Source organism: Prevotella sp. oral taxon 317 str. F0108 (assembly GCF_000162415.1).
Classification (GTDB): domain Bacteria; phylum Bacteroidota; class Bacteroidia; order Bacteroidales; family Bacteroidaceae; genus Prevotella; species Prevotella conceptionensis.
The window spans coordinates 1564696-1591433 of record NZ_GG740072.1; the positions used below are offsets into that span (position 1 = coordinate 1564696).

A 26738-nucleotide genomic window follows, 5' to 3' on the forward strand; every position below is an offset into this window, starting at 1 on the left:
GGACATACACGCTCTTGTAGCTCAAAACCCTCCCCGTGAAGATGGCTGAAACGGGAAGCATGTGCCACTGACAGCCCGTTTTCAACTTGTAGAGAATGCACTGAATGACCTCCGCAAGGTCACATTTTGTAACATAACCACGTTTTGCCACCGACAAATGTGGCAAGCTCTCATATTTTATTGTATCTTTGTCCAGTACTTCGTACATGAGAGGAGTGTTTATCTTGGTTTTTTACAGTACAAAGATAATAGACTCCTCTCAAATTGTAGAGATTTAAAAAGTCTAGATGACTTCAATTATAGCGGCAGTATAAGGTATGGTACCTTTCAAAACCCATAGCTCGGCTGTACAATTGCCAACAGAAAAGAAGATATAAATTCCTAGTTGCTTATATGGCAACTAGGGATTAGCGTATATATATGATAGCGGCATGATGGGGTTTGGGAAGATATTTCTCCATTTCGGCCGAATAAAATCGGCAAAACATTTGGTGCTTATCGAAAAAACAACTACCTTTGCACCGCATTTGAGATAATGCCCCATTAGCAATAAGCAGGGAAAGGCCGATATGGCTCAGTTGGTAGAGCAATTCATTCGTAATGAATAGGTCCCCGGTTCGAGTCCGGGTATCGGCTCAAATGCGGTAATAGCTCAGTTGGTAGAGCACTAGCTTCCCAAGCTGGGGGTCGCGAGTTCGAGCCTCGTTTACCGCTCTAGGCACACAGCCCAACATATTCAGGATTATTTTGATAGCAACATATATAAGGTAGAAGAAACGTTGAGGCGTTTCTTTTTCTGTTTATAACGTTTCTTGCAGCCGTATTCGGTACGCTTGAAATATTTTCTTACGTGTGGCAACATTTCCTTTACAACGCTTTCTACTTCACGGAAAAAGAATTAATTTTGCATTATAATCCCCCGAGGGGTTATGAAAAAGTTTTCTTATTAATTAATTTTTGTAATCACTATGCAAAAAAGATTGTTTTTTCTGTTCGCCATTGTGATGTTCCTCACATCCCCCCTCATGGCACAGGTTACAACATCGGGTATCAACGGAAAGGTTGTTGCCGGCGGTGAAGAGGTTATTGGGGCCACCGTGGTGGCTGTACACAACCCCTCAGGAACTCGCTACAACGGCATAACCAACGAGAAAGGCCGCTACTCCATACAGGGTATGCGCGTAGGAGGCCCCTACACCATCACCATCTCGTACGTGGGATACAAAGACGAAGTGGTCGAGAACGTAAATTTAGCTCTCGGCGAAGCAAGCGTATTTAACGCCGATCTCAAAGAAGACGCCAAGTTATTGGGCGAAGTAACTGTTACAGGCAAGGCCGGCGTTGGTACAACGGGTGCTTCGACGCAATTCTCGAAGACACAAATAGACAACACGCCCACCGTTAACCGCAACATTTACGATGTGGCAACGCTGTCGCCACTGGTGAATGCCAACAAGAAAGGCGGTATCACCATTGCAGGAGCAAACAACCGCTATAACTCGTTCCAAATAGACGGTATGGTGAGCAACGACGTGTTCGGTTTGTCGAGCGGCGGTACAATTGGTAACCAAACTAATGCCAACCCCATTGCCCTAGACGCCGTTGAGCAAATACAGGTGGTGGCCTCGCCCTTCGACATCCGTCAAAGTGGATTTACAGGCGGTGCAATCAACGCCATCACCAAATCGGGAACCAACGTGTTTAAAGCCTCGGCCTACACCTACTACACCGACGAAAACCTCTATGGCAGATGGAACCAAAACACAGGCCTTAAAGAGAAATACCAAAACGAGTCTACCAAGACTTTTGGTGCAACCTTTGGCGGCCCTATCGTGAAAGACAAACTTTTCTTCTTTGCAAGTGCCGAGTATAAGAAAAACACTTATCCTGCAACGTACTACGCAGGTGCCCCAGGCTATTTCATGACCTTGGAAATGGCCAAGGCTATAGCCGACAGATACGAATCGATAACGGGAATCAGGGAAGATTATAGCCGCCCCGACATCACTTCGGGCGCACTCTCGCTAATGAGCCGCATCGACTGGAACATCAACAGCAACAACAAGTTCTCGTTGCGCTACCAGTTTAACGACTCGTATAAGGACGAAATCAGTTCGAGCTACAACACTTACAACTTTGTAAACAGCGGCTTTAAGCGCATAAACAACATGCACTCGTTCGTGGCCGAACTTAACTCGCACCTTAGCCGATCGCTTTATAACGAGCTGCGCGTGGGATTGACCATGGTACGCGACCGCCGCGACATACCTTACCGCGCTCCGTCTGCATTAATAACCAAGGCTGGCGCATACAATCCCTTAACTGGAGATGAAGAGGCTGGCGACAAAACCATCAACATCGGTACCGAATATTCTTCGGGATTGAATGCCCTAGAACAGAACATCTGGGTGTTTGAGGACAACCTCTCTTGGTATCTGGGCAACCACAACATCACCTTTGGTACGCACAACGAGCTGTACGACATGAAGAACTCGTTTATGCAGGCCTTTACAGGACGGTATTCGTACGGTAGCAAAGATATAGGTGGCATCACGGCCTTTATGACAGATAAGGCTAGCGAGTTTACTTGGAACCACGCAGATACGAACATTACAGGGACGAGAGAGTGGAAAACGCCCTTTAAAAGCGGACAAGTAGGCTTTTATGTTCAAGACAAATGGGATTTGAACACCTTGCTGCAATTTACGTATGGCGTGCGGCTCGACATTCCATATTATGTAAATAACCCATCAACAAACAAAGACTTTAATGCTAGCGATTTCTCTACGAAACACGATGCTGTTGTAGGACGTAAGCCCAAGTCGGTGCTGATGTTCTCGCCCCGTTTCGGATTTCGTTGGTACACAGACGAAACCCATAAGACGATGCTGCGCGGTGGACTGGGCATTTTCAACGGGCGCGCACCCTTCGTTTGGGTTGAAAACGCTTGGGCCAACACGGGTATAGAACAGAAAGGCGTGTCTATTCGTGCAAACTCTAAAACAGGTACCCTCGCTCCTTCGTTCGCAACTTATAAGAATGATGCAGAAGAGGCTGCTAAAGAAGCAAAGGCTAGCAATGCAACGAAACCTAATATTGCAACGGTGGCCCGTAATTTCAAATTCCCACAGGTGTTCCGTGCTAACTTGGCTTGGGAACAACAACTGCCTTGGGATATGAAGTTTACCCTGGAAGGACTTTACTCGCGAAACCTCAACAACGTTTGGTTTGAGAACCTTGCCCTTGTAAACGAAGGCAAACGAGTATATGCTGTGGAGGGTGCTGAAAACTCGTCTACTATCTTTTATGCAAGCAATCCGGGCAGTTACAGCAGTATCGTCAACATGACGAATACGAACAAGGGTTACAGCTATTCGGTAAGTGCCCAGGTGGAGAAATCGTTTAAGTTCGGTCTCGACCTCATGGCGAACTATACGTTCGGTCGTTCGTATTCGGTAAACGATGGAACGTCGTCTATCGCTCTTTCAAACTGGGGCTTTTATTATAGTGTAGACCCTAACGAACCAGTATTGGCAACTTCGATGTTCGACATTCCCCATCGCCTTGTTGTTACGGCCAATTATAACAGCAAGCGATACGGCAATGGACGTTGGCAAACACATGTTGGGCTTACTTACAACGGGTCGAGCGGACAACGTTATAGCTTGACCATGAGCGATAGCCAAAACCAATCGTTCAATGGCGACTATCGTAAAGGTAACACCCTGTTGTACATCCCCACCAAAAACGAACTGGCTAATATGAAGTTTGTGAACAAGAAGGTTGGTTCAAAGATCATAACGGCCGACGAACAGAAGGCGCAGTTTGAACAATGGATTGAAGGCGACAGCTATGCAAGCAAGCATCGCGGACAATATGCCGAGCGCAACTCGCATCTTACACCTTGGGAAAACCGCTTCGACCTGCACATCTCGCAAGACTTCTATTACTTGAAGGAACGCGGCAGCAAGATTGAGTTGGTATTCGACATTCTTAACGTGGCTAACCTGCTTAACAAGAACTGGGGCACAACTTATGGCTCGGTTTACAACATCAACAAGTTGCAGGTTCAGGGCGTTGAAGATGGTGCCGCACCCGACACGAAGGTGGCATCGTTCCAGTATTTCGACAATACGCCATTTGTTAGCGATGTGGCCAGTCGTTGGCACGCACAGATTGGTTTGCGCGTTACGTTCTAAGCCCGTAGCTTTGACGAAATTTGTGGCATTATGCCGATAATGCCGCTTTAACAGCGCATGTATTATATAAAAGAGGACACCTACGATAAGAGAGTGTCCTCTTTTTTTGCTATCTTTGCACGATATAAACAAAGAAAAGGTTATGCACATCGACTTGAATAATTTGGAAGAAACCAAGATAGTTGGTTTTAAGGGTGGACATGGAGAAATGTTCATGCGCGCCTTTGTAGACGACAAGTGCCGCATTATGCGCAACGTATTGAAGCCAGGAGCAGCAAGCGGACTGCACAAGCACGAAGAAAATTGTGAGGTGGTGTTTGCGTTGAGCGGTGAAGGAACGTTTTATTGCGACGGCGAAAAAGAAACGCTCTTGCCCGGACAGGTGCATTATTGCCCTATGGGACATGCCCATTATTTTGAGAACAACGGCACGGAAGACTTTGTTTTCTTCGCCATCGTGCCCGAACACCACTAATAATAACATGGCCGTGGCATGCCAATACCCCTGCATGCCTAACGTCAACCCCCATTTTCGATAACAAAACACGAACGTGAACGTCTTTTTTCGCCTATCTCTCATCATGCTGATGGTTGTTGGCCTTGCGGCTTGCAATCATAAAAAGCAAAATCAACCCGTGGAAACGCCGTGGGGTACGACGCTTGGTGCCGATAGTGCGACTTCGGCCGAAAGCGGTTTTTCGCTCAACGACATCATTCATAACGGCGAACTCATCATGCTTACCCTTACTGGGCCAGAGAATTACTACGACTATCGTGGTCGCGGAATGGGCTTGCAGTACCTGCTTTGCGAGCGTTTTGCCAAGGCCTTAGGTGTTTCGCTTAGGGTGGAAGTGTGCAAAGATACGGCCGACTTGGTGGCGCGATTGAAAAATGGCGATGGCGATTTGGCGGCTTTCTTCTTGCCCAAGAAGGTTGGAGGCGTGGCCTTTTGCGGGGCGTCGTCGGCATCGGGCGATGGGCAATGGGCGGTTCAAGAGGGAAACGAGGCTTTGGCCGACACCCTGAACAGGTGGTTTAAGCCTGCATTGCTAGCAAAGATTAAGGCCGAAGAGCGGTTCGCGCTTTCGTCGCGCAGCATAACGCGCCATGTTTATTCGCCCATGCTGGACCGGAAGGCGGGCGTTATATCGCAATACGACCATCTTTTCCAGAAGTATGCGCCAACCGCCCGATGGGATTGGCGTCTCTTAGCGGCACAATGTTATCAGGAGTCTACGTTCGACCCGCAGGCACATTCGTGGGCTGGCGCCAGGGGACTGATGCAGATAATGCCCGGCACGGCTGCTCATTTAGGGCTGCCTGCCAGTCAAGTGCACGAACCTGAACCCAATGTAGCGGCGGCAACAAGGCTTATCAGGGAGCTTGATGGGAAGTTCAACGACATTGGCGACCGCATGGAGCGCATACGCTTTGTGTTGGCCAGTTATAATGGCGGTGCGGGTCATGTGCGCGATGCTATGGCTTTGGCGCGCAAGTACGGGCAAAACCCAAAACGATGGGAAGAGGTGGCACCTTTCGTTTTACGCCTAAGCACTCCACAATTTTACAACGACCCTATCGTGAAGAATGGTTATATGCGCGGCAGTGAAACGGTAGACTATGTGGAACGCATTGGTAATCGCTGGCAGCAATACATGGGTATGGCTCCTGGCGGTATTTCGGGAAGTTATGGTTCGATGGTTCCACAGCGTGCCACAAAGAAGTATCGGTTTCATCTCTAAACCATCTCTAACCCATCTCTAACCCATCTCTAACCCGCTTTAAGCCATCTCTCACCCTTTCTCTTACCCACTTTAAGACATTTACCCATTCTCTAACCCGCTTTAAGCCATATCTTACCCATCTCTTACCCACTTTAAGACATCTCTTACCCATCTGTCCCCTCCCCCATTAAGTGTTGTCTTCTAAGGCCTATTTTTAAATATTTCTGCAACTTTGTTTATAAAACTTCGAACATCGTTTGCCAAATCAAAAAAAAGTGTTACCTTTGCACCGCCTTACCACTAAGGCCTTCTATAATAAAGGAGAGATGGTAGAGTGGTCGATTACAGCGGTCTTGAAAACCGCCGTACCGAGAGGTACCGGGGGTTCGAATCCCTCTCTCTCCGCAAACAAGAGTGTAAATCAGCGAATTACATGATTTACACTCTTTATTACACCCAGTTTTAAAGGATTGAAATAAAAATGTTTCTTTACTTCTTTAGATTCATTCTATAATACTTTCGCTACTCTCATTGTGCTTTTCTTTGTTTCTAAGAACGCACTCTTTATTTGTATTAGCATAACAATAGACACAAAAATGGCGACATGTATTGTACATACCAATATCTTTGCTAACCATGCATCCACAAATCTTACGTTGTCCAGGGTCCTTTACTTTTTTCTCTTTCTGAGGAATAGCAGGCAATTGACCAAACATATCGCGCTTAGGCCATTTGAGAGTATACAGATAGTAAACAAGTTCTTCATCTTCTGAGAAGATACGTTTCATTAGTTCTCTGTCAATACAGCGATTGTGCTCTATTCCATAAGATTCAATATCAATGTCCTCGGCACAAGTCGCCATTGTAACATTCCATCCTAGCCCTTTCCATGCTTCTTGAATTTTCTGAAGACCTTCTACTATATCAATGCGTTGTGCATAGTTAGCTTCTGCTGTTTCAACATCTTCCTTGGTAAAGAATATTGTCTCTTTAACAAGGTTATTTTGAACTTTTCGATAAGCCTTAACATCTATGAAACTGAAAACAAGCTTATCGGTAAATCCTTTAAGTTTGTTTCCAACATTCCAGATTCGTTTAAGTAACTCTCTTGGACCAATAGTAGGTGTAATAATGAGTGGATCAAACCTCCAAATGATTCGCTCTTTTCCAATCTTTTGAGAAAGTTGTTTAAATGTATCCACCCTTTCATCTACTGAAGCTATATTAGGTTCAAAGCCCTCATTTACATAGTCATTCAATGTGACTTGAAAATAATAGTGTATTCCCATTTCATCAAGGATATGTAGGTAAGGTAGAATAGGTTTAGGATTCTTAGTCCAAAAAACTATTACCCTACAATTCTTGAATGAAATGTATATAGGCTGTTGATTAAAGGGATTATACCAAACACAATACCCTTTTGCCAAGCGATTAAAAAACCACTTAGCGTAAAAGGCTGGTATATCTGTAGAACGACTGGCAGAAATGATGATAGGAGCAGAAGCCTCTACTTGTTTGCCATTATCTGTTAGTATTCTGATTTTGTCAGTCATGATACTTTATTAAAAGATACTTCTTTATTTCGTCTATCATCCCCTTGTTATGTTGTGTATAAGGGATTGCATTTGGGTTTTTCTGAGAAAGGCACCATTTGCAGAAGTGGTCTACAACATCATTATTATTTCTGTTATACTTATGTTGATTCTTAAAATAATACCCTGATTGATATTTTTTTTGGAATTCAATGAAGATATCTACTATCTCCGTTCTAAAAACCACTAATTTAGGGCAAACTTTGAGGTAATTAGCAGCATTTTCATCGGTAATAATACTTACTGATGAAGTTTCAGGATATTCTTCATTTATGAATTTTTCACCCTGTTTAAATCCAAAAAAGTCAAAAGATTTTTCGAACATTTTTTTTGGCTGCCTCTTGTTCTGGTGAATGAATTCTGGGCTATACCCAAAACGTTTACTATATTCTTCTGGACAGAAATGTTCAACCATACTCTTCCAAGCCTTTATAGGTTCTCCTTTAGAAGTTCTCCATTCCTTGTAACCATTGAGCAATGCAAAGAATTTTACATAATCCATTTGATTGCCATTTTCAGCGAATGCACTTTCAAGTGGAGCATAGAGATCTTTTTTCTTAGGTACTTTTTTAAGTTGTTCAAAAAATGAACGAATGCTCTCTTGCCAAATACGAAGTCTATCAAGTTCTTCTTTAGCAGATACATATATTGGCTGTGATTCTTCTTTTTGAGCAATTTGTACAGGTTCTTCTATATTAGGTAACTCACCTTCTAAATTCACATTATATAGTAATGTGATGATAGCCTTATATATATTGGCAAATGCCGTTCTTTTTGTAAGCCCTGATATAATAGGCTTAGACATTTTAACATATCCAATAGTAGCACCCCATAAAGCTAGAGCGTATCTATAGTCGGAATATGAATTATCTTCGCAAAACTGAACAACTGCATCAAAATCTTCTCCCTTAAGCACGAAAGCTGAGCTGCAATGGATTTAAGAATTTCATTTTCTTGCTTGTTTATATCAAGAGGTGTAAAACTCTTAATATTCTGTCGCAAATCATTCATAAATATCTGTGCAGAACTATTCTGCCATTCTTGATTTGTGGATTCCCAGATACTTTTAGCAGACTTAGTTATTTCTGTAGCAATATTGAAACGATCCGTTCGTAAAGTGTCAGGAGTAGGAGCTATACCATGCCATAAAATGGCATCGATAAATTTGTTGAATATCATCGAATCAGAATCTTTTCCCGCAAGCATACAAGTTTCGTATGAAGGATCTAAGTCAAAGGTATTTATCACATCGAAAGAAGACAACTGTATCTTTTGCTCCTCCCTGATAATGTTATCAGTATGATGTTTTAAGTTGTCACGATACATTTCAATATTATTGAAACCGTATTGATGTAAAGATACGGTAGGCATTACCCCTTGTTTCTTCATGAAATTAGTTTTGACAACACCGTTAACGTCATAAAGTGCAAACAATTGATTTAATGCTTCTGATGGAATCCCCAATTCTATAAGTGTCTTATCCCACAAATCTTTGCATTTTAGAGTGCTTGGGTCATTTCTTCTGTACTCTTTGTCTAATTGCTCCAATTCGTTAAAGAAAGAATTATTACTATAGCCACCATTATTTTTGACTGTTGCAGCAATATCGTAAACCCTCTTCTGAATTTTGAGAAGTTTAGCACTATTTGATGAGACAGACTTAGATACACCAAGATAGTAGCCAAACACAAAACCTTTAATAGTATTTAGTCTATTATCCTGAAACACCTTCTGTTCAAAATTATTACACTTATCATCAACATGGAGGTTTGTATTTGATAAATGGGCTAAATCGAACTCAGCTCTACACATATCAAAATAGAACCTGTCTCCCAGTTTGTTGGTAAGGCTATCAGAACAACTTAATCTAGAATGTTTCAAGTCTTGCGGCTTGAAAAAAAGCAGTCTTGTATTGAATGGAGAGAGACGAATAATTGTGTCAGTAGAATACACATTGACTCCTTCGTAATCAGCTATATGTGCTAATGGATTTATACTCTCATTAACTTCAATTTCAAGAACAAGTGGACGGCTATCATGCTCTTTGTCATAAATCTCAAAATAAGGTATTCTAGAGAACAGAATAAGAACATTCTTAAATGGAATTAAATCCAAACAAACGAATGAATCATATCCATAATTCCTTACTTGGTAGAAAGAATAAGGAGCTACACTCTCTGTAGATAGAATGTTATCAACATTTAGTGAAGATGTTGCTAAATATAATTTCATAATTAGATAATTTCAAGTTCCTCATTATTGTTGTAAACAGTGTCGCTCTTTTCAGGAAAAAGAGATGAAAGTGAAGAAGTGTACCCCAAATACAAACGTTCACTACATCTTGTCATAGCCACATAAAGTGCTGAGCGGTTATCTGTTTTTTTATCGCAACCAGGAATAAACACATCTTTAAACTGCAACCCCTTTGCACACCACCATGTCATAATCTTAGGATTGGAAGAATGGAAATCTAAATCCATTTCTGTATCTTGGTTCGCATTGTATTTAAATTCGCAAGTAACACCTTTTCTCATAAGATAATCTTTTACATATTCTACCGACCATTCACCCTTATCATTTGTATTGAATGGTAAAAGAATACCGACATTTGTTAAGGCACGATTCTTTATGATGTCTGCAATCTTGTCAAGTTGTCCATCAAAACTATTTGCAGAAATTAGGTTTGGTTTCTCGCCTTTACGTTTGCACTTTAATACTAAGTCTTCAACATTACCAACTTTTTCACCTAAAGCAGCAATTTCTTGGGTTAATCGGTAGTTGAAGTATAATGGGTCTGGGGCGACATTCATGTCTGATGCCGTGCGTTCGATAGATTGTACTTCCCCTCTATTTCCAAACCCCATGATAGATTGTGCAGAATCACCAAAGAAAAGACAAAACTCTCCATACTGTTTCATTTCTTCGATTTCTTCCTTTGTAAAATCTTGACATTCGTCCACAATAAGATATTTAACGTGACGTTGATTGTGTTTCCACTGGTGATAGTGATAAACATTCTTTAAGCCAAGTTTTTTCAAACCATCTTCGAAATACTTTCTAAGTGACTTGGTATAAACGATGACTACATACATTTCACCTAAAGCAGCAATTTGCTTTGCTTTATGAAGAGCGATAAGCGATTTGCCACTACCAGCACTACCGGAAACAACCATTGATTTATTGTTCTTGCGATCGATTAACTGTCTTTGAAAGTCATCTAGATTCGAATAATCAATAAAAAATTCAGAATCAAAATCATCCATATTTTATTTTTTTTGAGATTTTACAATTATATTTTTTACTTTCGTCTGTAATTTTTAATCTGTTTAATATGCCTTTCTTTCCGATAAATCGGAATACGACTTTACTTACATCGTTGCTCTTATGTGAATGAGAAAAAATGAATTCACGTTTGAAGAAACATCCATCAATACACTTGTTTTCGTTATTTGCACAACTGCGAGGAAATAGGGTCGTAAAATCTTTGTTTTCCCTTACAAATTCATTTAGTTCGCTATTTAGAATAATAGGAATAAAAGTATTTGTTGCTGGGCTTTTTACGGTTACATCTTCTATGAACAAAACCCCGTCACTAGTTAGTTTTGATGCTAACATAGCCACTATTGACTTATATGGTTTTTGCTCGAACCTTTTTTTGGCAAGTAGTTCACAAATAGCTTTACAAGAAAGAATAATATCATATTGCTCAGAAACAATTTCTGCTATGGTATCCAAATCTCCTTTGTTTTCTATAAAGGCTGGACCGATAGAGTAGTTAATGTCTAACCTTGTGTGAGCTTTATAATAAGATATTACCTTTTCAAAAATTCTCAAGGATTCTTGATTTCCGTCTATAGCTAACAGCTTTATTGCATTTACATTTAATACAAACTTATCAACAAACGATAATATTCCTAAGATTTCACCCCCTGTCCCACATCCCAAATCTAGAATTTTTAATTCGGACTTGTGTTCTATTGCCTTTGTGTAATTTACGGCATTTGAGAATTCTGTAAACAAAGAATTAGTTTCAATGTAGCTACGAGGGAAGTACGTTCCAAGATAGATAAGAACTTCATCTTTGTTTAGATTCAGATTATATTCAAATCGGACATGGTCGGGAGAATACTTGGCCTTTAATATATTGAAGATATAATTGTCTAGCCATTCAGGAAATTCACACATATTACTTTATCTATTCTACTAATTCTTTTGGTGACACACCGAGCAAGTCCGCTACTTTGAAGATGATGGCAAAATTTGGCTGTTTGCGATTGCAGACGTAGGCGTTGGTGATACTGAAGCTCATACCCAACTCTTTGGCGAGCCACGTTTGAGTAATACCTCGTTTCTTCAAATGCTCCTTGATAAGGTTGCTATGCTCTTTCTTCTGTCCCATTAGATGATTGTATATCTTGATATTGATTACAAAGTTATGAACTAATAATGAATAAAACGAAGAAAAACGGAACTTTCACGCTAATGGAAATAATTTTTCCTGTGAGAGGACACCAAAAGTAATCTCTTTAACAATCAATGATGATCAAAGAACAACGTGCTTTTTGCCCGAAACAACTCGCTTTTTGAATGCATATTAAGCGTTTTTTGATAATCTTTGATTTCCTTGCATTTCTCTATACTTCCCGCTATATCCATGACTCTTGGAATAACATCAGAAGCCCTCTACTTTTTGTATCGCCAAGCCTGACTGAATGTCCTATGCACAAGGGCGAGTTTTTCATTTCAAAACAATCGAATTATGACGATAAACGAATTACCGGACAAACCTGTTTGGCAGATGACCGGAGAGGAATTGCTTTTCCTTGCACAACACGGCAATATGGGCACAAGTGGAGAAACAGCAAAGGCATCAACCGCCAAAGAAAAAAGCGATATGTATCTGGCTTGGCTGGGATTGCACGTCTCTTTAGGTGCAGCTTGCCCACGGCTAATCGCATCAAGCAGGGCGGTAAGATCAATCGTGCCATTACACAAGTTGGGTGCAAAATTATTGTTGAAGCTGAACTAGCGTTGGAATTGGCAGGACGAAAGACGGGAGGACGATGATGAATACTCGTTGGCGGAACAAAATCAAATCAACAAATATAGAAGTCATCTAGACTTTTTAAATCTCTACAAATTGAGAGGAGTCTATTATCTTTGTGCTGTAAAAACCAAGATAAACACTCCTCTCATGTACAAAGTACTGGACAAAGATACAATAAAATCTGAGATCTTGCCATATTTATCGGTGGCAAAACGTGGTTATGTCTCAAAAAGTGACCTGACGGAAGTCATTCAAAGCAATCTCTACAAGCCAGGAAACAGGCTGTCAATTCCAGATTACTTCTGCGTTTGCATGATATTGTTTCCGCTGCATGTGAGCAGCATGCCCTGCAACCGCTCGTGCTGACGGTCGTAAGCGAAGGTGTTTTCTGTGCCGTTGCCTGTGCGCGTGTATGCGACAGATTTTTTTTGTCTGGTTTTCGGCATAATTTTTAACATTATGAGTGCCCTTTTTATCCACCAATCGCTCACCTTGCCGCAAAAAATCGATTCTCGCGACGGTTGGTTTTGATGCAAAAGAGGGTTAGCTGCGCATGCAGGCAAAATGAATTTTTATTTGAAAAGGCTGTCATTTGCACCTGTTACTGGGCTATTTGCTGCTAAATATAGTGCAATATGCCGCTAAATGCAGTGCGTTTTGGTGCTAAACGCAGTGCATTTTGGTGCTAAACGCAAGGCGTTTTGATGCTAAATGCAAGGCGAAATGGTGCTAAATGCGCGGCGAAAAGCATAAATATCCACGCTAATGGTATAAACAAAACCCTTTTGAGCTATGAAACACATGGCCAAAAAGGGAAAAATTGCCATTAAAAAGTGGGGCTTTGGGGGCTAAAAGTGGGTTATTGGGGCTTGAAAAATTATGAGTTGTCCCCAAACTAGAAAGGTAAAATGGTGCAAAATGCAGGTTCCGTTCTTAAAAACAGACAAAACGAAAGACGTGATTGGTTAGAAATAGCGGTTATTTTCCTACCTTATGACCAACATTTTCGCTAGAACGAAGTGAAAACCGGAGCTACATTGTAAAATAAAAAATAACGATTTAAGTTTTTGAGTTGATGAGTTGATGAGTTGGTGAGTTGGTGAGTTGGTGAGTTAGTGAGGTTGTAAGTTGAGGTTACGAGTTGGTGAGGTTATGAGTTGGTGAGGTTACGAGTTGATGAGGTTATGAGTTGGTGAGGTTATAAGTTGAGGGTGTGTCAAAACTCCATTTAATAAACATGAGCTTATAAATTGAAACTTGCTCGCTTTTAAAAGCAATAAAAAGAGCTATATCACCACTCGAATACCGAGTTTGATATGGCTCTTTTATTTTTTAAGCTACAAAAAGTAACTTTGGTCTCTCTTTATTTTAGTTTTGACACACCCTCTTTCAGAACAATCCACAGCATCTGTTTATTGGCCTTGCAAATAGAGAAATGAGTTTGTTTAGGGGTTTAGCGGAGAGCAATAATAGAATTTATGAAAACAAAATGAGGAAATATCAAAACAAATAACTACTTTTGCAGCAATGCACTTTGGTTTTACAAGACAAATATTACTGGATTACGTTCGTGTCGATGGTGATATACTAACCAAGAAGTTTATGGAGAACCTTCTAAAAGGACCATGCAATGGACACACTTGCAATCAGCTTATGAGTCTTAGAAAGTTCGTAAACCACATACATAATGTAATATCAACATAAGAATAATATCCACCATATTTTCATATCACTATGGTAACTGTCAATATCGAATATCTACCTTCTATCAATTATTCCCTAATCAACAACAGAATAGCTATATGTCAGTCTGTTGAAATCAGTAATAACGAAACGAGTGATTTAAGGGATATTGTAATAGAATGTTCTGGTGAGTTCTTCCAGGACTTCCGTTCAAGTGTCATCGACTCGCTTAAAGCAGGCAAGTCGATGCGCTTACAGGGTATGAACTTGTCTCCAATAGCCGCACAAGTTGCTGCGGTAACAGAAAAGACTGCATCCGCATTCACCGTCAATGTGTTTTCGGATGCACTGTCCGAAACAAAGAAGATATTGTTTACCCATAGCTACGACATAGATATTATGCCGTACGACCAATGGTTGGGAACCAGCATTCTGCCCCAATGCCTTGCCTCGTTTGTTACGCCTAATCATCCCGCGATAAACAACGTTGTAGCTAAGGCAGCGGGCAAGCTGAAAGAAATGTCGGGGTCTTCTGCATTTACCGAATACCAAACTGGTAACACAAATGAGGTGCGAAAGCAGGTGGCAGCCGTGTATGGCGCACTCCATGCCGAGGGCATTGTGTATCGTTCGGTACCTGCATCGTACGAGGTGGTTGGACAACGCATTACCCTACCCGACCAAGTACTTTCCTCTAAACTAGGAAACTGCATAGAGCTTACTCTGCTTTTTGCAAGCGTGCTTGAAAGTTTGGGCATAAACAGCGGTATCGTTCTGCAAGAAGGACATGCCTACCTTGCTGTTTGGTTGGTAGACGACTGCTGTCAGTATAGCGTTTACGATGACGCCTCGTACATAGAAAAGAAATGTGCGGAAGGCATTGATGAGATGCTTGTGCTTGAATGTACACAGGTAACAGCCGAGTCAACTACTTTTGAAGATGCCCAAAGCATAGCTACAAAACATCTGGCCAACACCGGCATCTTTGAAATGTTCATCGACATTAAGCGTTGTCGTCTGGAGCAAGTACGTCCGCTGCCCCAACGCACGATGAACAATGGCGTATGGGAAGTGCCGGTGGAAGGTGTAAGCCATGACGAATGCGTACTGAATGTTAAGGAACATTCTCGTTTTGACCTGACAATGCTGATGGACAGCAAACGTGAGGTAACGAAGATGGACATTTGGGAACGTAAGCTCTTGGATTTCTCGTTGCGTAACTCCATGCTTAACCTTTATCTGCGCCAGAAGGCAATTCAGTTTATCTCGTTTGACGTCGACCTCGTTGAAGACTATCTGCAAGATGGAGAAGAATACCTTATTTCTTGTAAGCCTAATGTTGGTTTTAACATCATTGGCGACGAACGTCTTGTGCGTTCTAAATTATTGCCCGAACTACACGAGCTGATAACGAACGACATAAAACACCGTACGCTACACTCGTATCAGACAGAGGCCGAGACACGCTACACGTTGAAGAATATCTATCGCGCATCGAGGAACGCCGTTGAGGAAACTGGCGCAAATGCGTTGTATCTTGCAATAGGTACGCTTAGATGGTTTGAAACAGACATCAGCGAGAAACCGCGTTATGCGCCAATATTGATGTTGCCTGTGGAAATAGTGTATAAGAAGGGCGACTACTATATCCGTACACGTGATGAAGAAATTGCTCTGAATATCACTTTGACAGAGTTCTTACGGCAGAACTTCGACATTACTATCCCTGGACTTAATCCGCTGCCAAAGGATGATCATGGTGTGGATGTGAAGAAAATCTTCGCCATCATACGCGAGGTGTTGAAAAACAAAAAGCGTTGGGACGTAGAAGAAGAATGTATTTTGGGCGTATTCTCGTTCAGTAAGTTCCTCATGTGGAACGACATTCATAACCACAGACAAGAATTGTTGGATAACAATGTGGTGCGTAGTCTTGTGGAGCAGAAACTTACGTTTATTCCAACCCAAGTGATGTCGGACCTGAAAGGCAAGGATAAAGAAGTAAAACCATCTGATTTGGCATTGCCTGTTCCGATAGACTCTTCGCAAATGGCCGCTGTAATGGAGGCCAGACAAGGAAACTCGTATATCCTTTACGGCCCTCCTGGAACGGGTAAGTCGCAAACCATTACGAACCTTATAGCCAATGCCTTGTTCCAAGGCAAGCGTGTGTTATTTGTTGCTGAGAAAATGGCAGCACTGAGTGTGGTTCAGAAACGTTTGGAAAAGATAAACCTTGGCCCATTCTGCCTTGAAATGCACTCAAACAAAATCACCAAGCGCCATGTACTCGAACAGCTGAAGAAGGCTTTGGATGCCGCTCACATCATACGTCCAGAGGAATATGCACGCATTGCTGACGAACTTTATGAGCAGAGATGCAAACTGATTGAGTATATGGAGGCCCTGCATGACATAAAGGGAGCGGAAGGCATGTCGCTGTTTGACTGCATCATCAGGTATGAATCCATTAATACCCCAGAGCTTGATGTTGATGCGAACGATGAAGAACTTAAACGGAAGTTCCGAATTGAAAAGATGGACAGCTACTCACATCTGCTCAGTCAGAAGTATCAGGCAATACTTAGTATTACAGGCGCGCCATCAAAGCATCCGTTGCTTGGACTTAATATTGTTGAGGACGACTTAGTTGATGCTGGACGTTTGCCATCGCGTATCAAGACGGCATCCGAAATACTTCGCAAGGCAGAGGAGAACAGAGAGATGCTTGCGAAAGCTACGGGTATAAAAACAGACATACTAAGAGACTGCAACGACGGCATATTATTCCAAGATGGGACGGCATTATATAATGAGTGGAGAGGCATTAAGGCTAAATGGTTCTTACCTCGTTTCTTTGCCAAGAGGGGTTTCGTTGCCAAGTTAAAGCAGTTTAATAGTCTGATTATTGAACAAGAGGTTGATGCGCTTCTCTCTAATTTGCTTAATTATCAGCAGTTACATGCAGAAATAGTAACAATACAGGATGTTGTTCGCACGCTCTTTGCTGTTAACTTCGATGCCGACAGACTTCCAAGCAACGATGAATTGGGGAGTTATGGTTCATGTCTTGACAACTGGCTTAGCCATACAGACAAGGCACGAGACTGGTATCAGTGGTGTGCCTATAAGAAGGAACTTGAAAATGAAGGTCTTGGCGTGGTAGCACGACATATTGAATTGGAAACAATTCCTGCGGAAACGTTGAAAGATGCCTTCTTTAAACGAATATTCCGAAGTCTTGCTTGTGAGAAAATTGCATCGTCACAGGTTCTGAGAACCTTTGAAGGGGCAATATTCGACGAAACTATTTCGCGCTACCAACAGCTAACAGAAGAGTTTCAGATACTGAGTCAGAAGGAACTTTATGCCAAACTGGCCGCGAATGTACCACATGTAACAGACAGCATCGACAATAGTAGCCCAATTGGTTTTCTCAACAGGAACATAGCCAACGGCGGTAGGGGCATCTCTCTTCGCGATTTGTTCGACAACATTAGCACACTATTGCCAAGGCTTTGTCCCTGTATGCTTATGAGCCCTATGTCTGTGGCGCAATTTTTGGACTTGTCGCAGAACAAGTTCGACCTTGTTGTCTTCGATGAGGCGTCACAGATGCCTACAAGCGAGGCGGTTGGTGCCATTGCGCGCGGCAAGTCTGTAATCGTAGTAGGCGACCCCAAGCAGATGCCACCAACAAGTTTCTTCTCATCAACGAGTGTTGGCGAAGAAGAGGCCGACATAGACGACCTTGATAGTATTCTCGACGACTGCCACAGCCTTGGAATACCTTCGCTACAATTGAACTGGCACTACCGTTCAAAACACGAATCGCTGATAGCCTTCTCTAATAATGAGTATTACGACGGCGAACTGATTACATTCCCATCTGTTGACGACCAGACTACGAAAGTTAAGTACTGCCATGTGGATGGCGTATACGACAAGGGTGGACGCCGTTCGAACAAGAAGGAGGCAGAAACCATTGTGGCCGACATCGTCAAGAGGTTGCAAAGCACCGATCATGCCAAGTACAGCATTGGCGTAATTGCATTCAGTCAAGTGCAACAAAACCTAATTGAGGACTTACTGACCGAAAAGCTTGACAAGGACCAGAAACTAAGAGAGGCGGCCGACGAGTTGTACGAGCCTATATTTATAAAGAACCTCGAAAACGTACAGGGTGACGAACGCGACATCATCTTGTTCTCTATCGGCTATGGTCCAGATAAAGACGGCAAGGTGTCTATGAACTTCGGTCCCTTGAACAACAATGGGGGAGAAAAGCGACTGAATGTAGCAGTAAGTCGTGCTAGAAGAGAAATGATTGTATATTCGTCTTTGAAGGCATCGCACATTGATTTGAAACGAACCAAGGCTCGCGGTGTGGAGGGTTTGAAACATTTCTTGGAGTATGCCGAGCAACAGATACTCATTCAGGCAGCCAATGCCCACAAGGAAAGTTCAGACCGCATAATCTCTGAACAAATTGCCAATGCGCTCAGGACTCGCGGCCACAATGTAAACACCAACGTTGGACGCTCTAACTTTAAAGTCGACGTGGCCATTGCAGATTCTGCTGATAGCGGCAATTATTCTATGGGTATTCTACTTGATGGTGAGGTTTACCACAATACCCAAACCACAAGAGACCGCGAGATTGTTCAGCCAACGGTATTGAATATGCTTGGCTGGAAAATAATGCGCGTATGGAGCGTAGATTGGGTTAACAATCCCGAACGTGTTATCGCGCGTATTGAGAACGCCCTACAACAGAAGTCAAAGCCAATAGAAACACCAGTGGGCAATGCCACTTTCGACGTTGCAAAAGAAAAGGTGGAGGAAATAGAAAGCAATGAGAAAGAATATCGGGTTTACAACGGTTTGGGGAACACTGGTTCCATGAGCGACGAGGAGCTTGCGACGAAGATTCTTTCTTGTGAACAGCCTATGACACTGATGTATTTATGCAGGTGTATGTGCATGCATAGGGATAGCACAAGAGTCACCCCTACGCTGTTGACTTCGGTTGAGGAAATCGCAAACAGACAATTGTTTGTTCAGAAGTTAGGCAACGCTACAATACTGTGGACAGACAAAGAGCACGCAGATGCTTTCAACGGATATAGGCAAGCTCACGGAAGAGACATAACCGAAATTCCCCTAATTGAAATAATGAATGCAATAGCACTCACTGTACAAGAGCAGCTATCCATCAAGACAGATGCACTTACGCTTCTTGTTGCAAAGAAATTAGGCTTTGCCCGTCGCGGCACAAAAGTAGACCAAGTTCTAAAAGAAGGTTTAGAAATGCTTTTAAACACAAAGTGCATTGTAGAGTCTGGCGGCATAGTGAGCTTACAAGAATAAGCATGGTGGAAAGAGAAATTGTCTGAACATATAGGCAGAAAAGTAAGCAGACTTCTTGATGCAATGCAGAGTTAACGCATTGGTCATTAGCAACACCCCGATAATCTAGTTATTGACAGTCAGCAAAGATTAACTTCTTTGCTGGCTGCAATGCTGGTGTACCAGTAAAAGAGCAATACCTTTTTATGGTACGCAAACCAAAGGTTTACCAAGCCGCAGAATCTATTTGGCCGCCCTTTATCCCACTATAAAATCGTCAATTCTACTCTTTACGCCGCCCCCTTCTGTCCATCTACGCCGCACATCCATCCCCCTACCCTTTCTCTTACACATTTATAGGTATAAGCCCAAGCCCATAACGCCACTTTCTTTTTTACAAATCACTATTTTTGGCGATTGCCAACAACCGCAAAATTCCCTAAATTTGCAAAATAAAAGAACCGCACAAGCCGAGAGGAAAAGAAGACTTGCGCCATAAAACTATGCACAATGAACGATAAAATTGAAAGTAAACTGGCCAACGTACCCGAAACAATGCTCATCACACTTTGGGCCAAAGCAACCGAAACCGAACGTGCCGACGCACTGATTAAAGACGAAAAGGCGGTTGAAATGATGGGCAAGATTGACTACGACTTCTCGAAACTCAAAAAGGCATCATTCTCGCAATCGGGCTGCTGCGTGCGAGCCGGACTCATAGACATGGAGGCAAAGGCTTTCTTGAAAGACAATCCCGATGCAGTGGTGATACAACTGGGGGCTGGAATTGACGCCCGATACGAACGACTTGGCAAACCCAAGGTGGGACATTGGTACGACCTTGACCTGCCCGAAGCCATCGAACTAAGGCGAAAGTTGCTGCAAGAGTCGGACGAGAACACCTTCCTAGCGCAGTCGCTCTTCGATTATTCGTGGTGCGACAAGGTGAAAGCCACGGGCAAACCCGCGCTCGTTATCATCGAAGGCGTAATGATGTACTTCGAACCCAAAGAGGTACAGAGCTTTTTCAGCACCATCGCGCAACGCCTAGACAATGCCGTTGTACTATTCGACATGCTGGCATTTTCGCTTGTTGGCAAATCAAAGGTACACGACTCGTTGAAGAAAATGGATAAAGAAGTGGAATTTAAGTGGTCGGTGCTAAACACCAAGGAAATGGAAACATGGAGCAACCGCCTACATCTAGACAAAGAATACTATATGAGCGACTACGACCACGGTCGTTTCCCCTTTATCTTCCGCATGCTTTACCACATCCCCTACTTCTATCGCCGGTTTAATCAACGTGTGGTGAAGTTGAAGATTGGGGATTAGAATGCAATGAAGAATGAATGGATTGACGGAGTGGACGAGAAGACGAGTGGACAAGTTAACCAGTTGATGAGTTGACGAGTTAATAAGTTGACTAGTTGATAGGCGAAGCCATTTTTTCACCTTTTCACCCTTTCACCTTTTCACCCTTTCACCTTTTCACTACTTCTACATCCGCTCGTGCTTATACATTTCGACACAATTGTTATAAAAAAGGGAACTATATTTCGGTAGTTCCCATTTTTTTGTTTACTTTGCAAACCGAGAACAACAGACAATAAACGCAGAAAGGAACAGACGGCAAACCAAACATTGGAACAGCAGGTCACACCGATACTCACCATCAACGGCTCCGACGGCACTGGCGGGGCTGGCATACAGGCAGACATCAAAACGATTTCTGCCCTTGGCGGACGTGCCCTTTCGGCCATCACATCCATAACCGCCCAAAACACGTTGGGCATTCAAGAGTTCTACGACCTGCCTGCCGAAACCATTAAAGGGCAAATAGAGGCCATCGTCAACGACATGCAGCCCGCCGTTGTGAAGGTGGGCATGATAAGAAGGGCCGACACCGTGGCACAAATAGCCCAACTGCTAAGGCAACACAAGCCCCGACACATTATCTACGACCCCGTTATCGTGTCGTCGCAAAACGAGATGCTCATGGCGCAAGAGGTTGTCCACGAGGTTCGGCGCAGCCTATTGCCCCTCTGTTCGCTAGTGTTGATGAAACGCGCCGATGCCGAAAGGCTAACACAAACTGCGATTAACACCGCTGCCGACCTAAACCAAGCTGTGAAAAGCCTGCTTGCCGAGGGTTGCCAGTCGGTGCTGTTGCAGGGCAGCCACATGGCTACGCAAAGTCTTACCGACGTGTTCGCAACGGCGAAAGACAGCGAGCCCACCTTCTTACCCTCGTTGTTCGGCGAAGGAGAAGTCGGCACTCGCCACGGACTTAGCGGCAGCTTGTCGGCCGCCATCGCCACATTCGTAAACGGCGGCAATGCCATTTTCGAGGCCGTAGTAAACGCACGCAACTACATTGCGCAGCTGCAACCCCAACATACGGGCATCATTGGGCGGAGTGGAGAATTGTTTAACGAGTTCACCCACGAGATAACGCAACACCATCGCACCAACAGCGACGTGAAATTTTATGCCGACAAGCTGAACGTTAGCGCACGATACCTGGCTCAGGTTACGCGCCGCATAACGGGGAAAGCGCCCAAGGCCATCATCGACGAATATCTAACGCACGAGATTGAGCAGCAACTGGCCTTCACCCCGAAAACCGTTCAAGAGATTGCCTACGCCTACGGGTTTCGTTCGCAAGCCCATCTGGCCAAATTCTTTAAGAACATTAACGGGCTCGCTCCTAGCGAGTTCAGAAAAGAAATACTTTTAAACAAACAACAAAAATGAAAGAGAACAGACAAGAACTGAACCGCAACTTGGCACAAATGCTTAAAGGCGGTGTTATCATGGACGTTACAACCCCCGAGCAAGCACGCATTGCCGAGGCTGCCGGTGCATGCGCCGTTATGGCATTGGAACGCATCCCTGCCGACATCCGCGCAGCTGGTGGCGTTTCGCGTATGAGCGACCCCAAGATGATTAAGGGCATCCAAGAGGCCGTTTCTATCCCCGTAATGGCCAAATGCCGCATCGGACACTTTGCCGAGGCACAAATTCTGCAAGCCATTGAGATTGACTACATCGACGAGAGCGAAGTGCTTTCGCCTGCCGACGATGTCTACCATATCGACAAAAACAAGTTCGATGTTCCTTTCGTTTGTGGAGCAAAGAACCTTAACGAGGCCCTTCGCCGCATTGCCGAGGGTGCAACGATGATTCGTACAAAGGGCGAACCCGGAACGGGCGACGTTATTCAGGCCGTACGCCACTTGCGTATGATGCAAAGCGAGATACGCAGACTAACCTCGATGAGCGAAGACGAACTGTACGAGGCCGCCAAAGCCATGCAAGCCCCCTACGAACTAGTGCGTTACGTACACGAAAACGGCAAACTTCCTGTTGTTAACTTCGCCGCAGGTGGCGTGGCTACGCCTGCCGATGCCGCCCTGATGATGCAGCTTGGTGCAGAGGGTGTGTTCGTTGGTTCGGGCATATTCAAGTCGGGCGACCCAGCCAAACGTGCTGCCGCCATCGTGAAAGCCGTAACAAACTTCAATGATGCCAAGATGCTAGCCGAACTATCAGAAGATTTGGGCGAGGCTATGGTAGGCATCAACGAGCAAGAGATAGCACTGCTGATGGCAGAGAGGGGGCAATAAGAAAATGCGAATTGCCATTCTTGCACTGCAAGGCGCATTCATCGAGCATAGCAAGATGCTTGCGCAACTCGGCGTGGAGAGTTTCGAAGTGAGGCAAGCCGCCGATTGGGAACAACCCAAAGACGCGCTTATCATCCCTGGCGGAGAAAGCACCACGATGCTTAAATTGCTAAACGAGCTGAACTTACTCGCCCCCATAAAGCAAGCCATAGAAGGCGGACTGCCCGTTTTTGGCACATGCGCAGGCCTTATCTTATTGGCCAAGCACGTTGTGGGCGACGTTTTGCAACGCATATCAACGATGGACACCACCGTTTGCCGCAACGCATACGGCCGTCAGTTGGGCAGTTTCTTTGTACAAAGCAACGTGAAAGGCATCAGCCATGCCGTGCCAATGACCTTTATCCGCGCGCCCTACATCACCAATGTGGGCAAGGATGTGGAGGTGTTGGCCGAGGTTGACGGACACATCGTTGCAGCCAGACAAGGCAAACAGCTGGTAACTGCCTTCCATCCCGAACTGAACGACGACCTTTCCATACACCGCCTGTTTGTGGAGATGGTGTAAACAGTTAGGCCAATGCCTCTTTTCAAGGGGGAGCGCAGAACACATAGCCATGCTACTTTGGTAGTAAAGGCCAACTTCAATCGGCCATTAGCTTTTCTACTTACTTTTATTGGCAAGTAGTAAAGCTAATGGCCGATTTGCCTTTACCCTAAATGGTTGTATGCAAAGCCTTATACGCACTTCCATCACAGCCCAAGCAAACGCATGCGGGCAGCATTTCCAACCGATTTGCCAGCATCGCCAACCCAACAGCTATCGTCTACCAACCTTTTTCTTTACGCCTTTCTTCTTTTGGGCTTGCTTTTTCTTACTCAGTTCGTAGAGGTACTTCCCTTCTATGGATGTGGGCAATCCTTTCGCCACAGTATAGAAATCACTCAAATCACCACTTCCACATTCATTCCACGCCTCATGTTTTAGCACATACAATGTCTCGCCTGTTGTGCCGTCTATCAGGTATTTGTCGCCATAGTGCGAGCGTTCATTTTCTAGGTAAAACACCGAGTACCAGGGCTTTTTAAGGTCTCTCTCGCCCTCGGAGCGATGCACGCTAACAAGTCTTCTCTTATTCAGCAGGTCGCACCCATACTCGCTACTCATCTTCTCAATGAGGTTGTTCAGCTTAAACTTATAAGGCCTGCTGTAATCTTTTATTTCCGTTATGCGCCCTAACGAGTCGTAACGATACGAGTTACCTATACTCACCCCATCGAAAGACACGGACAAGTAGCGCAGTCTTCCTTTTGTGTCGTAATTGTAATAGTAACTATATGGCGTGTGAAGTTCTTTGCTCTGCTCAACATAACCAACAAATTTCTTATCAGAATCATACATTTCATATTGCCTTATCGACCTATCGCCGGCCTGAAACTCATAATCACCCAAACAATTTTGGCTCACCTCAAAGTCCCTAACGTCAAGGTATTGCACCAAATCCAGTGTCTCTTGGTGATAAGTACTATCCGCCTGCGCACTCCCACGCGTGCAGGCAAGCAGCGTAAGGGCTAGAATAACAAGTATTTTCATTGCACGTTCGTTTATTATGTTCTTTTTTCGTTCCTCGAAAAGTGCGTTTTCTCGCCATGACAATGTCCGAGCAAGCTCGGCATTGTTCATTTGGCTTAACGAAAACGTTGTTTTACTTTATCCGCTACTAAAGGCCAACTGCACGTCATAGGCAGCGTTGTTTCAGGGCAACATGGGGTAAAAATGGCCTTGCATTCCCCCACTCCACCCCGCTCTTTCCGCTTTTATCCCATCCGTGCCATCCATTTAAGCACTGCCCATCTAGGAATGAAAAGGCGCAGGCTGATGGCCACGAACAGCTTTATTGCCCAACAGCTTTGTTGTAGTTGAGAATGTTCTCGCTCATCTTATCAAAGCCAGGCAGGTTGAAGTAATGCTGCTTTTCTAAATATTGCCTGAAACGGTTGTCGTTGCGCAGTGCATCATCATAAAAGGGAGCACCATTGCGGTTGTACTTTTCCCTAAGCTTAATAAGGTAGTATGCAGTGTACGCCGCAATCATATAGCGTTCGTTTTTTGTGAACCGCGAAAACCAATAGGCACAATCCGAGAGGTCTTTTTTCAGCAAGGTTTCGCCATAAAAGTCGAGTACATCCATCCATAGGCTGTTTTTATCGTTCGTAGGAAGTTGCAAAAGTGTCTTAAACAACCCTTCGCGTATGGCTACGTATGGTTTTTGCGTATAGATTTTGCGCGCAAAGGTGTTATACATAAATCCCAATCTTGTTTCTCGTAAGTCCGAGTCCCACATGTCGCTCTTCAACTCCTGCATCATTCGCTTTAACATCTGCCTGTTAATCAGTTCATTCTTGTCGTATCCGTATGTTACGAAGAGGTCTTTCAGCCATAACGGGGCATACTTACACAACCACAGGAAACTTTCCTTGTCGTTGTTAAACAAGAAACGATTAATATGTATGATGTCGTTACTTAACCTAAAACACATCTTCCCGTGTATTTGCCGAACACTCTCTATGTCCATCGGAGGAGACGAAATAAAGTTGTAGCCCTTAATAAAGAAATCGTTCATGCAACTAAACTTAACGTAGTTTTCATCGTTTAAAGATTTCCTCTCGCTTTCTGTCCTGTCCGACCACCCCCGCACGCAGCTAGGAATAGTAAAGTAATGTTGGTGGTCGAAAACGTAGGGCAGGTTCTTTCTTTGCATCGAGTCTATACCCAATTCTGCCAATCGCTGTTCAAATTGTTCGTTGGATATGGGCTTAAAGCCGTGTTTCACCAAGTCGTTAAAGGCGTATGGTATGTAGATGTCCACCATTTTTTCGTCAACACATATCTCGTCTTCTTCCTCTTCTTCCTCTTCTTCTCCTGCCGAGTCGCTTGGCGTTACATCAAAAAACGCTTTGTAGCCACTAAGCAGCGAGTCCATTCCTGCCGAATCAAAGGGCAACACCAAATCGGGAGATATGCCCAAATGGTATTGTGCATTGAGGGCCAATGCCATCTTTTGTTTATTTGCGCTTGTGTTTTTGGCGGGATGTTTCTGGCTGCTTGTTAGGAGTAGAACACCCAATATGGCTACGAGTATGGTCTTTTTCATGCTCAAATCGTTTTGTTTAGACGTACGCTTAGTTGTTTGCAACAGGCTTTCATACACTGGGATGCTAACATAAAGGGGCAAGGGGGGGGCCTGCGTTGGCTGTTATGCTGCGACAAAGCTAGTAAATATATTTCACAACTGCAACAGAATGGAAAAGAAAAAGAAAGCTGAAAAGCCCTATCAACCTTTAAGCAGCTCGTTATGCTCCACTTTACGTCAGTTTCAACTGGCTTATAACCTTACACGCTTACAAATTAAGGCCGACTCTAAAAATGGCCTTGAACAACTCAAAACCTTTTGAACCCATAAACTCAAAACTTATAAACCTGTTAATCCCAAAACTTATAAACTCATCATCTC

The 26738-nt window shown here is 43.7% G+C and carries 19 protein-coding genes, 3 tRNA genes and 2 pseudogenes; 14 read left to right on the forward strand and 10 right to left on the reverse strand.

The genetic code is table 11. The annotated features are described in order from the left end of the window. Positions 1 to 208 (reverse strand): transposase (locus tag HMPREF0670_RS17025; protein ID WP_157579577.1); only part of this gene is annotated, 208 nt, incomplete at its 3' end. 355 nt (positions 209 to 563) lie between these two features. Between HMPREF0670_RS17025 and HMPREF0670_RS06035 the strand changes: the two genes are divergently transcribed. From HMPREF0670_RS06035 to HMPREF0670_RS06060, 6 genes are all read left to right on the forward strand, one after another. Further along, a tRNA-Thr gene (locus HMPREF0670_RS06035) sits at positions 564 to 636 on the forward strand. Between the two features lie 5 nt (positions 637 to 641). Continuing rightward, positions 642 to 714, forward strand: a tRNA-Gly gene (locus HMPREF0670_RS06040). A 254-nt stretch (positions 715 to 968) separates the two neighbouring features. Then, positions 969 to 4199 carry a carboxypeptidase regulatory-like domain-containing protein gene (locus tag HMPREF0670_RS06045; protein WP_044077764.1) on the forward strand — a complete coding sequence of 1077 codons (3231 nt, stop codon included), beginning with the start codon at positions 969 to 971 and terminating at the stop codon, positions 4197 to 4199. A 142-nt stretch (positions 4200 to 4341) separates the two neighbouring features. Continuing rightward, positions 4342 to 4674: a cupin domain-containing protein gene (locus HMPREF0670_RS06050; protein ID WP_009230268.1), complete on the forward strand. Its 333-nt coding sequence runs from the start codon at positions 4342 to 4344 to the stop codon at positions 4672 to 4674. A gap of 106 nt (positions 4675 to 4780) precedes the next feature. After that, positions 4781 to 5941, forward strand: coding sequence for a transglycosylase SLT domain-containing protein (locus HMPREF0670_RS06055; protein WP_009230269.1), 1161 nt, complete (start codon positions 4781 to 4783; stop codon positions 5939 to 5941). Between the two features lie 302 nt (positions 5942 to 6243). Continuing rightward, a tRNA-Ser gene (locus HMPREF0670_RS06060) sits at positions 6244 to 6328 on the forward strand. Positions 6329 to 6426: 98 nt separating this feature from the next. Here HMPREF0670_RS06060 and HMPREF0670_RS06065 read toward each other — a convergent pair. The 6 genes from HMPREF0670_RS06065 to HMPREF0670_RS06090 are packed head-to-tail and all read right to left on the reverse strand — an operon-like array spanning position 6427 to position 11914. Further along, positions 6427 to 7476, reverse strand: a complete 1050-nt coding sequence (locus HMPREF0670_RS06065; RefSeq protein WP_009230270.1) for a DUF1848 domain-containing protein — start codon at positions 7474 to 7476, stop codon at positions 6427 to 6429. Further along, complete coding sequence (locus tag HMPREF0670_RS06070; RefSeq protein WP_009230271.1) at positions 7469 to 8431, reverse strand: hypothetical protein; 963 nt, start codon at positions 8429 to 8431, stop codon at positions 7469 to 7471. Before HMPREF0670_RS06070 ends, HMPREF0670_RS06065 begins: the two co-directional genes overlap by 8 nt. Then, the gene (locus HMPREF0670_RS06075; RefSeq protein ID WP_009230272.1) at positions 8353 to 9747 is read right to left on the reverse strand and encodes a hypothetical protein; all 1395 of its coding nucleotides are present in this window, start codon (positions 9745 to 9747) and stop codon (positions 8353 to 8355) included. The genes HMPREF0670_RS06070 and HMPREF0670_RS06075 overlap by 79 nt, the downstream gene beginning before the upstream one ends. Positions 9748 to 9749: 2 nt before the next feature. Further along, positions 9750 to 10778, reverse strand: a complete 1029-nt coding sequence (locus tag HMPREF0670_RS06080; RefSeq protein WP_009230273.1) for an ATP-binding domain-containing protein — start codon at positions 10776 to 10778, stop codon at positions 9750 to 9752. Then, entirely contained in the window at positions 10771 to 11700 is a 930-nt protein-coding gene (locus tag HMPREF0670_RS06085) for a class I SAM-dependent methyltransferase (protein WP_009230274.1), read from the reverse strand. Before HMPREF0670_RS06085 ends, HMPREF0670_RS06080 begins: the two co-directional genes overlap by 8 nt. A gap of 10 nt (positions 11701 to 11710) precedes the next feature. After that, the gene (locus tag HMPREF0670_RS06090) at positions 11711 to 11914 is read right to left on the reverse strand and encodes a helix-turn-helix domain-containing protein (RefSeq protein ID WP_009230275.1); all 204 of its coding nucleotides are present in this window, start codon (positions 11912 to 11914) and stop codon (positions 11711 to 11713) included. Between the two features lie 360 nt (positions 11915 to 12274). Between HMPREF0670_RS06090 and HMPREF0670_RS06095 the strand changes: the two are divergent. Both HMPREF0670_RS06095 and HMPREF0670_RS17030 read left to right on the forward strand, forming a co-directional pair. Further along, a pseudogene (locus HMPREF0670_RS06095) lies at positions 12275 to 12582 on the forward strand (DUF3853 family protein). A 127-nt stretch (positions 12583 to 12709) separates the two neighbouring features. After that, positions 12710 to 12854, forward strand: a pseudogene (locus HMPREF0670_RS17030) (IS5/IS1182 family transposase); the annotation flags it as partial. Between the two features lie 4 nt (positions 12855 to 12858). On the opposite strand, the gene HMPREF0670_RS16255 reads toward HMPREF0670_RS17030, so the two are convergent. Then, positions 12859 to 13008, reverse strand: coding sequence for a hypothetical protein (locus HMPREF0670_RS16255; protein WP_157579551.1), 150 nt, complete (start codon positions 13006 to 13008; stop codon positions 12859 to 12861). A gap of 1288 nt (positions 13009 to 14296) precedes the next feature. Between HMPREF0670_RS16255 and HMPREF0670_RS06100 the strand changes: the two genes are divergently transcribed. The 5 genes from HMPREF0670_RS06100 (at position 14297) to pdxT (ending at position 23791) form a co-directional block, all read left to right on the forward strand. Next, positions 14297 to 19615, forward strand: a complete 5319-nt coding sequence (locus tag HMPREF0670_RS06100) for a DUF4011 domain-containing protein (protein ID WP_009230277.1) — start codon at positions 14297 to 14299, stop codon at positions 19613 to 19615. A gap of 489 nt (positions 19616 to 20104) precedes the next feature. Beyond that, positions 20105 to 20929: a class I SAM-dependent methyltransferase gene (locus tag HMPREF0670_RS06105; RefSeq protein ID WP_009230278.1), complete on the forward strand. Its 825-nt coding sequence runs from the start codon at positions 20105 to 20107 to the stop codon at positions 20927 to 20929. Between the two features lie 309 nt (positions 20930 to 21238). After that, the gene (locus HMPREF0670_RS06110; RefSeq protein ID WP_044077767.1) at positions 21239 to 22351 is read left to right on the forward strand and encodes a hydroxymethylpyrimidine/phosphomethylpyrimidine kinase; all 1113 of its coding nucleotides are present in this window, start codon (positions 21239 to 21241) and stop codon (positions 22349 to 22351) included. After that, positions 22348 to 23223, forward strand: coding sequence for a pyridoxal 5'-phosphate synthase lyase subunit PdxS (gene pdxS, locus HMPREF0670_RS06115; protein WP_009230280.1), 876 nt, complete (start codon positions 22348 to 22350; stop codon positions 23221 to 23223). Before HMPREF0670_RS06110 ends, pdxS begins: the two co-directional genes overlap by 4 nt. Before the next feature lie 4 nt (positions 23224 to 23227). Further along, on the forward strand, positions 23228 to 23791 hold the full coding sequence (gene pdxT / locus HMPREF0670_RS06120; RefSeq protein WP_009230281.1) for a pyridoxal 5'-phosphate synthase glutaminase subunit PdxT: 564 nt from the start codon (positions 23228 to 23230) through the stop codon (positions 23789 to 23791). A gap of 252 nt (positions 23792 to 24043) precedes the next feature. Here pdxT and HMPREF0670_RS06125 read toward each other — a convergent pair whose 3' ends face one another. Beyond that, complete coding sequence (locus HMPREF0670_RS06125; RefSeq protein ID WP_232213860.1) at positions 24044 to 24817, reverse strand: hypothetical protein; 774 nt, start codon at positions 24815 to 24817, stop codon at positions 24044 to 24046. 301 nt (positions 24818 to 25118) lie between these two features. After that, entirely contained in the window at positions 25119 to 26378 is a 1260-nt protein-coding gene (locus HMPREF0670_RS06130; RefSeq protein ID WP_232213861.1) for a hypothetical protein, read from the reverse strand. A gap of 148 nt (positions 26379 to 26526) precedes the next feature. Between HMPREF0670_RS06130 and HMPREF0670_RS16260 the strand changes: the two genes are divergently transcribed. Continuing rightward, positions 26527 to 26679, forward strand: a complete 153-nt coding sequence (locus HMPREF0670_RS16260) for a hypothetical protein (protein WP_009230284.1) — start codon at positions 26527 to 26529, stop codon at positions 26677 to 26679. Positions 26680 to 26738: the final 59 nt, after the last annotated feature.

Coding starts and splice junctions, on each gene's coding strand:
- HMPREF0670_RS06075 (WP_009230272.1), bottom strand. CDS start 9,747: ATGAAATTATATTTAGCAACATCTTCACTAAATGTTGATAACATTCTA.
- HMPREF0670_RS16255 (WP_157579551.1), bottom strand. CDS start 13,008: ATGCCGAAAACCAGACAAAAAAAATCTGTCGCATACACGCGCACAGGC.
- HMPREF0670_RS06085 (WP_009230274.1), bottom strand. CDS start 11,700: ATGTGTGAATTTCCTGAATGGCTAGACAATTATATCTTCAATATATTA.
- HMPREF0670_RS16260 (WP_009230284.1), top strand. CDS start 26,527: ATGGAAAAGAAAAAGAAAGCTGAAAAGCCCTATCAACCTTTAAGCAGC.
- HMPREF0670_RS06050 (WP_009230268.1), top strand. CDS start 4,342: ATGCACATCGACTTGAATAATTTGGAAGAAACCAAGATAGTTGGTTTT.
- HMPREF0670_RS06090 (WP_009230275.1), bottom strand. CDS start 11,914: ATGGGACAGAAGAAAGAGCATAGCAACCTTATCAAGGAGCATTTGAAG.
- HMPREF0670_RS06065 (WP_009230270.1), bottom strand. CDS start 7,476: ATGACTGACAAAATCAGAATACTAACAGATAATGGCAAACAAGTAGAG.
- HMPREF0670_RS06045 (WP_044077764.1), top strand. CDS start 969: ATGCAAAAAAGATTGTTTTTTCTGTTCGCCATTGTGATGTTCCTCACA.
- HMPREF0670_RS06055 (WP_009230269.1), top strand. CDS start 4,781: ATGCTGATGGTTGTTGGCCTTGCGGCTTGCAATCATAAAAAGCAAAAT.
- HMPREF0670_RS06125 (WP_232213860.1), bottom strand. CDS start 24,817: ATGAAAATACTTGTTATTCTAGCCCTTACGCTGCTTGCCTGCACGCGT.
- HMPREF0670_RS06100 (WP_009230277.1), top strand. CDS start 14,297: ATGGTAACTGTCAATATCGAATATCTACCTTCTATCAATTATTCCCTA.
- HMPREF0670_RS06080 (WP_009230273.1), bottom strand. CDS start 10,778: ATGGATGATTTTGATTCTGAATTTTTTATTGATTATTCGAATCTAGAT.
- HMPREF0670_RS06130 (WP_232213861.1), bottom strand. CDS start 26,378: ATGAAAAAGACCATACTCGTAGCCATATTGGGTGTTCTACTCCTAACA.
- pdxT (WP_009230281.1), top strand. CDS start 23,228: ATGCGAATTGCCATTCTTGCACTGCAAGGCGCATTCATCGAGCATAGC.
- HMPREF0670_RS06105 (WP_009230278.1), top strand. CDS start 20,105: ATGAACGATAAAATTGAAAGTAAACTGGCCAACGTACCCGAAACAATG.
- pdxS (WP_009230280.1), top strand. CDS start 22,348: ATGAAAGAGAACAGACAAGAACTGAACCGCAACTTGGCACAAATGCTT.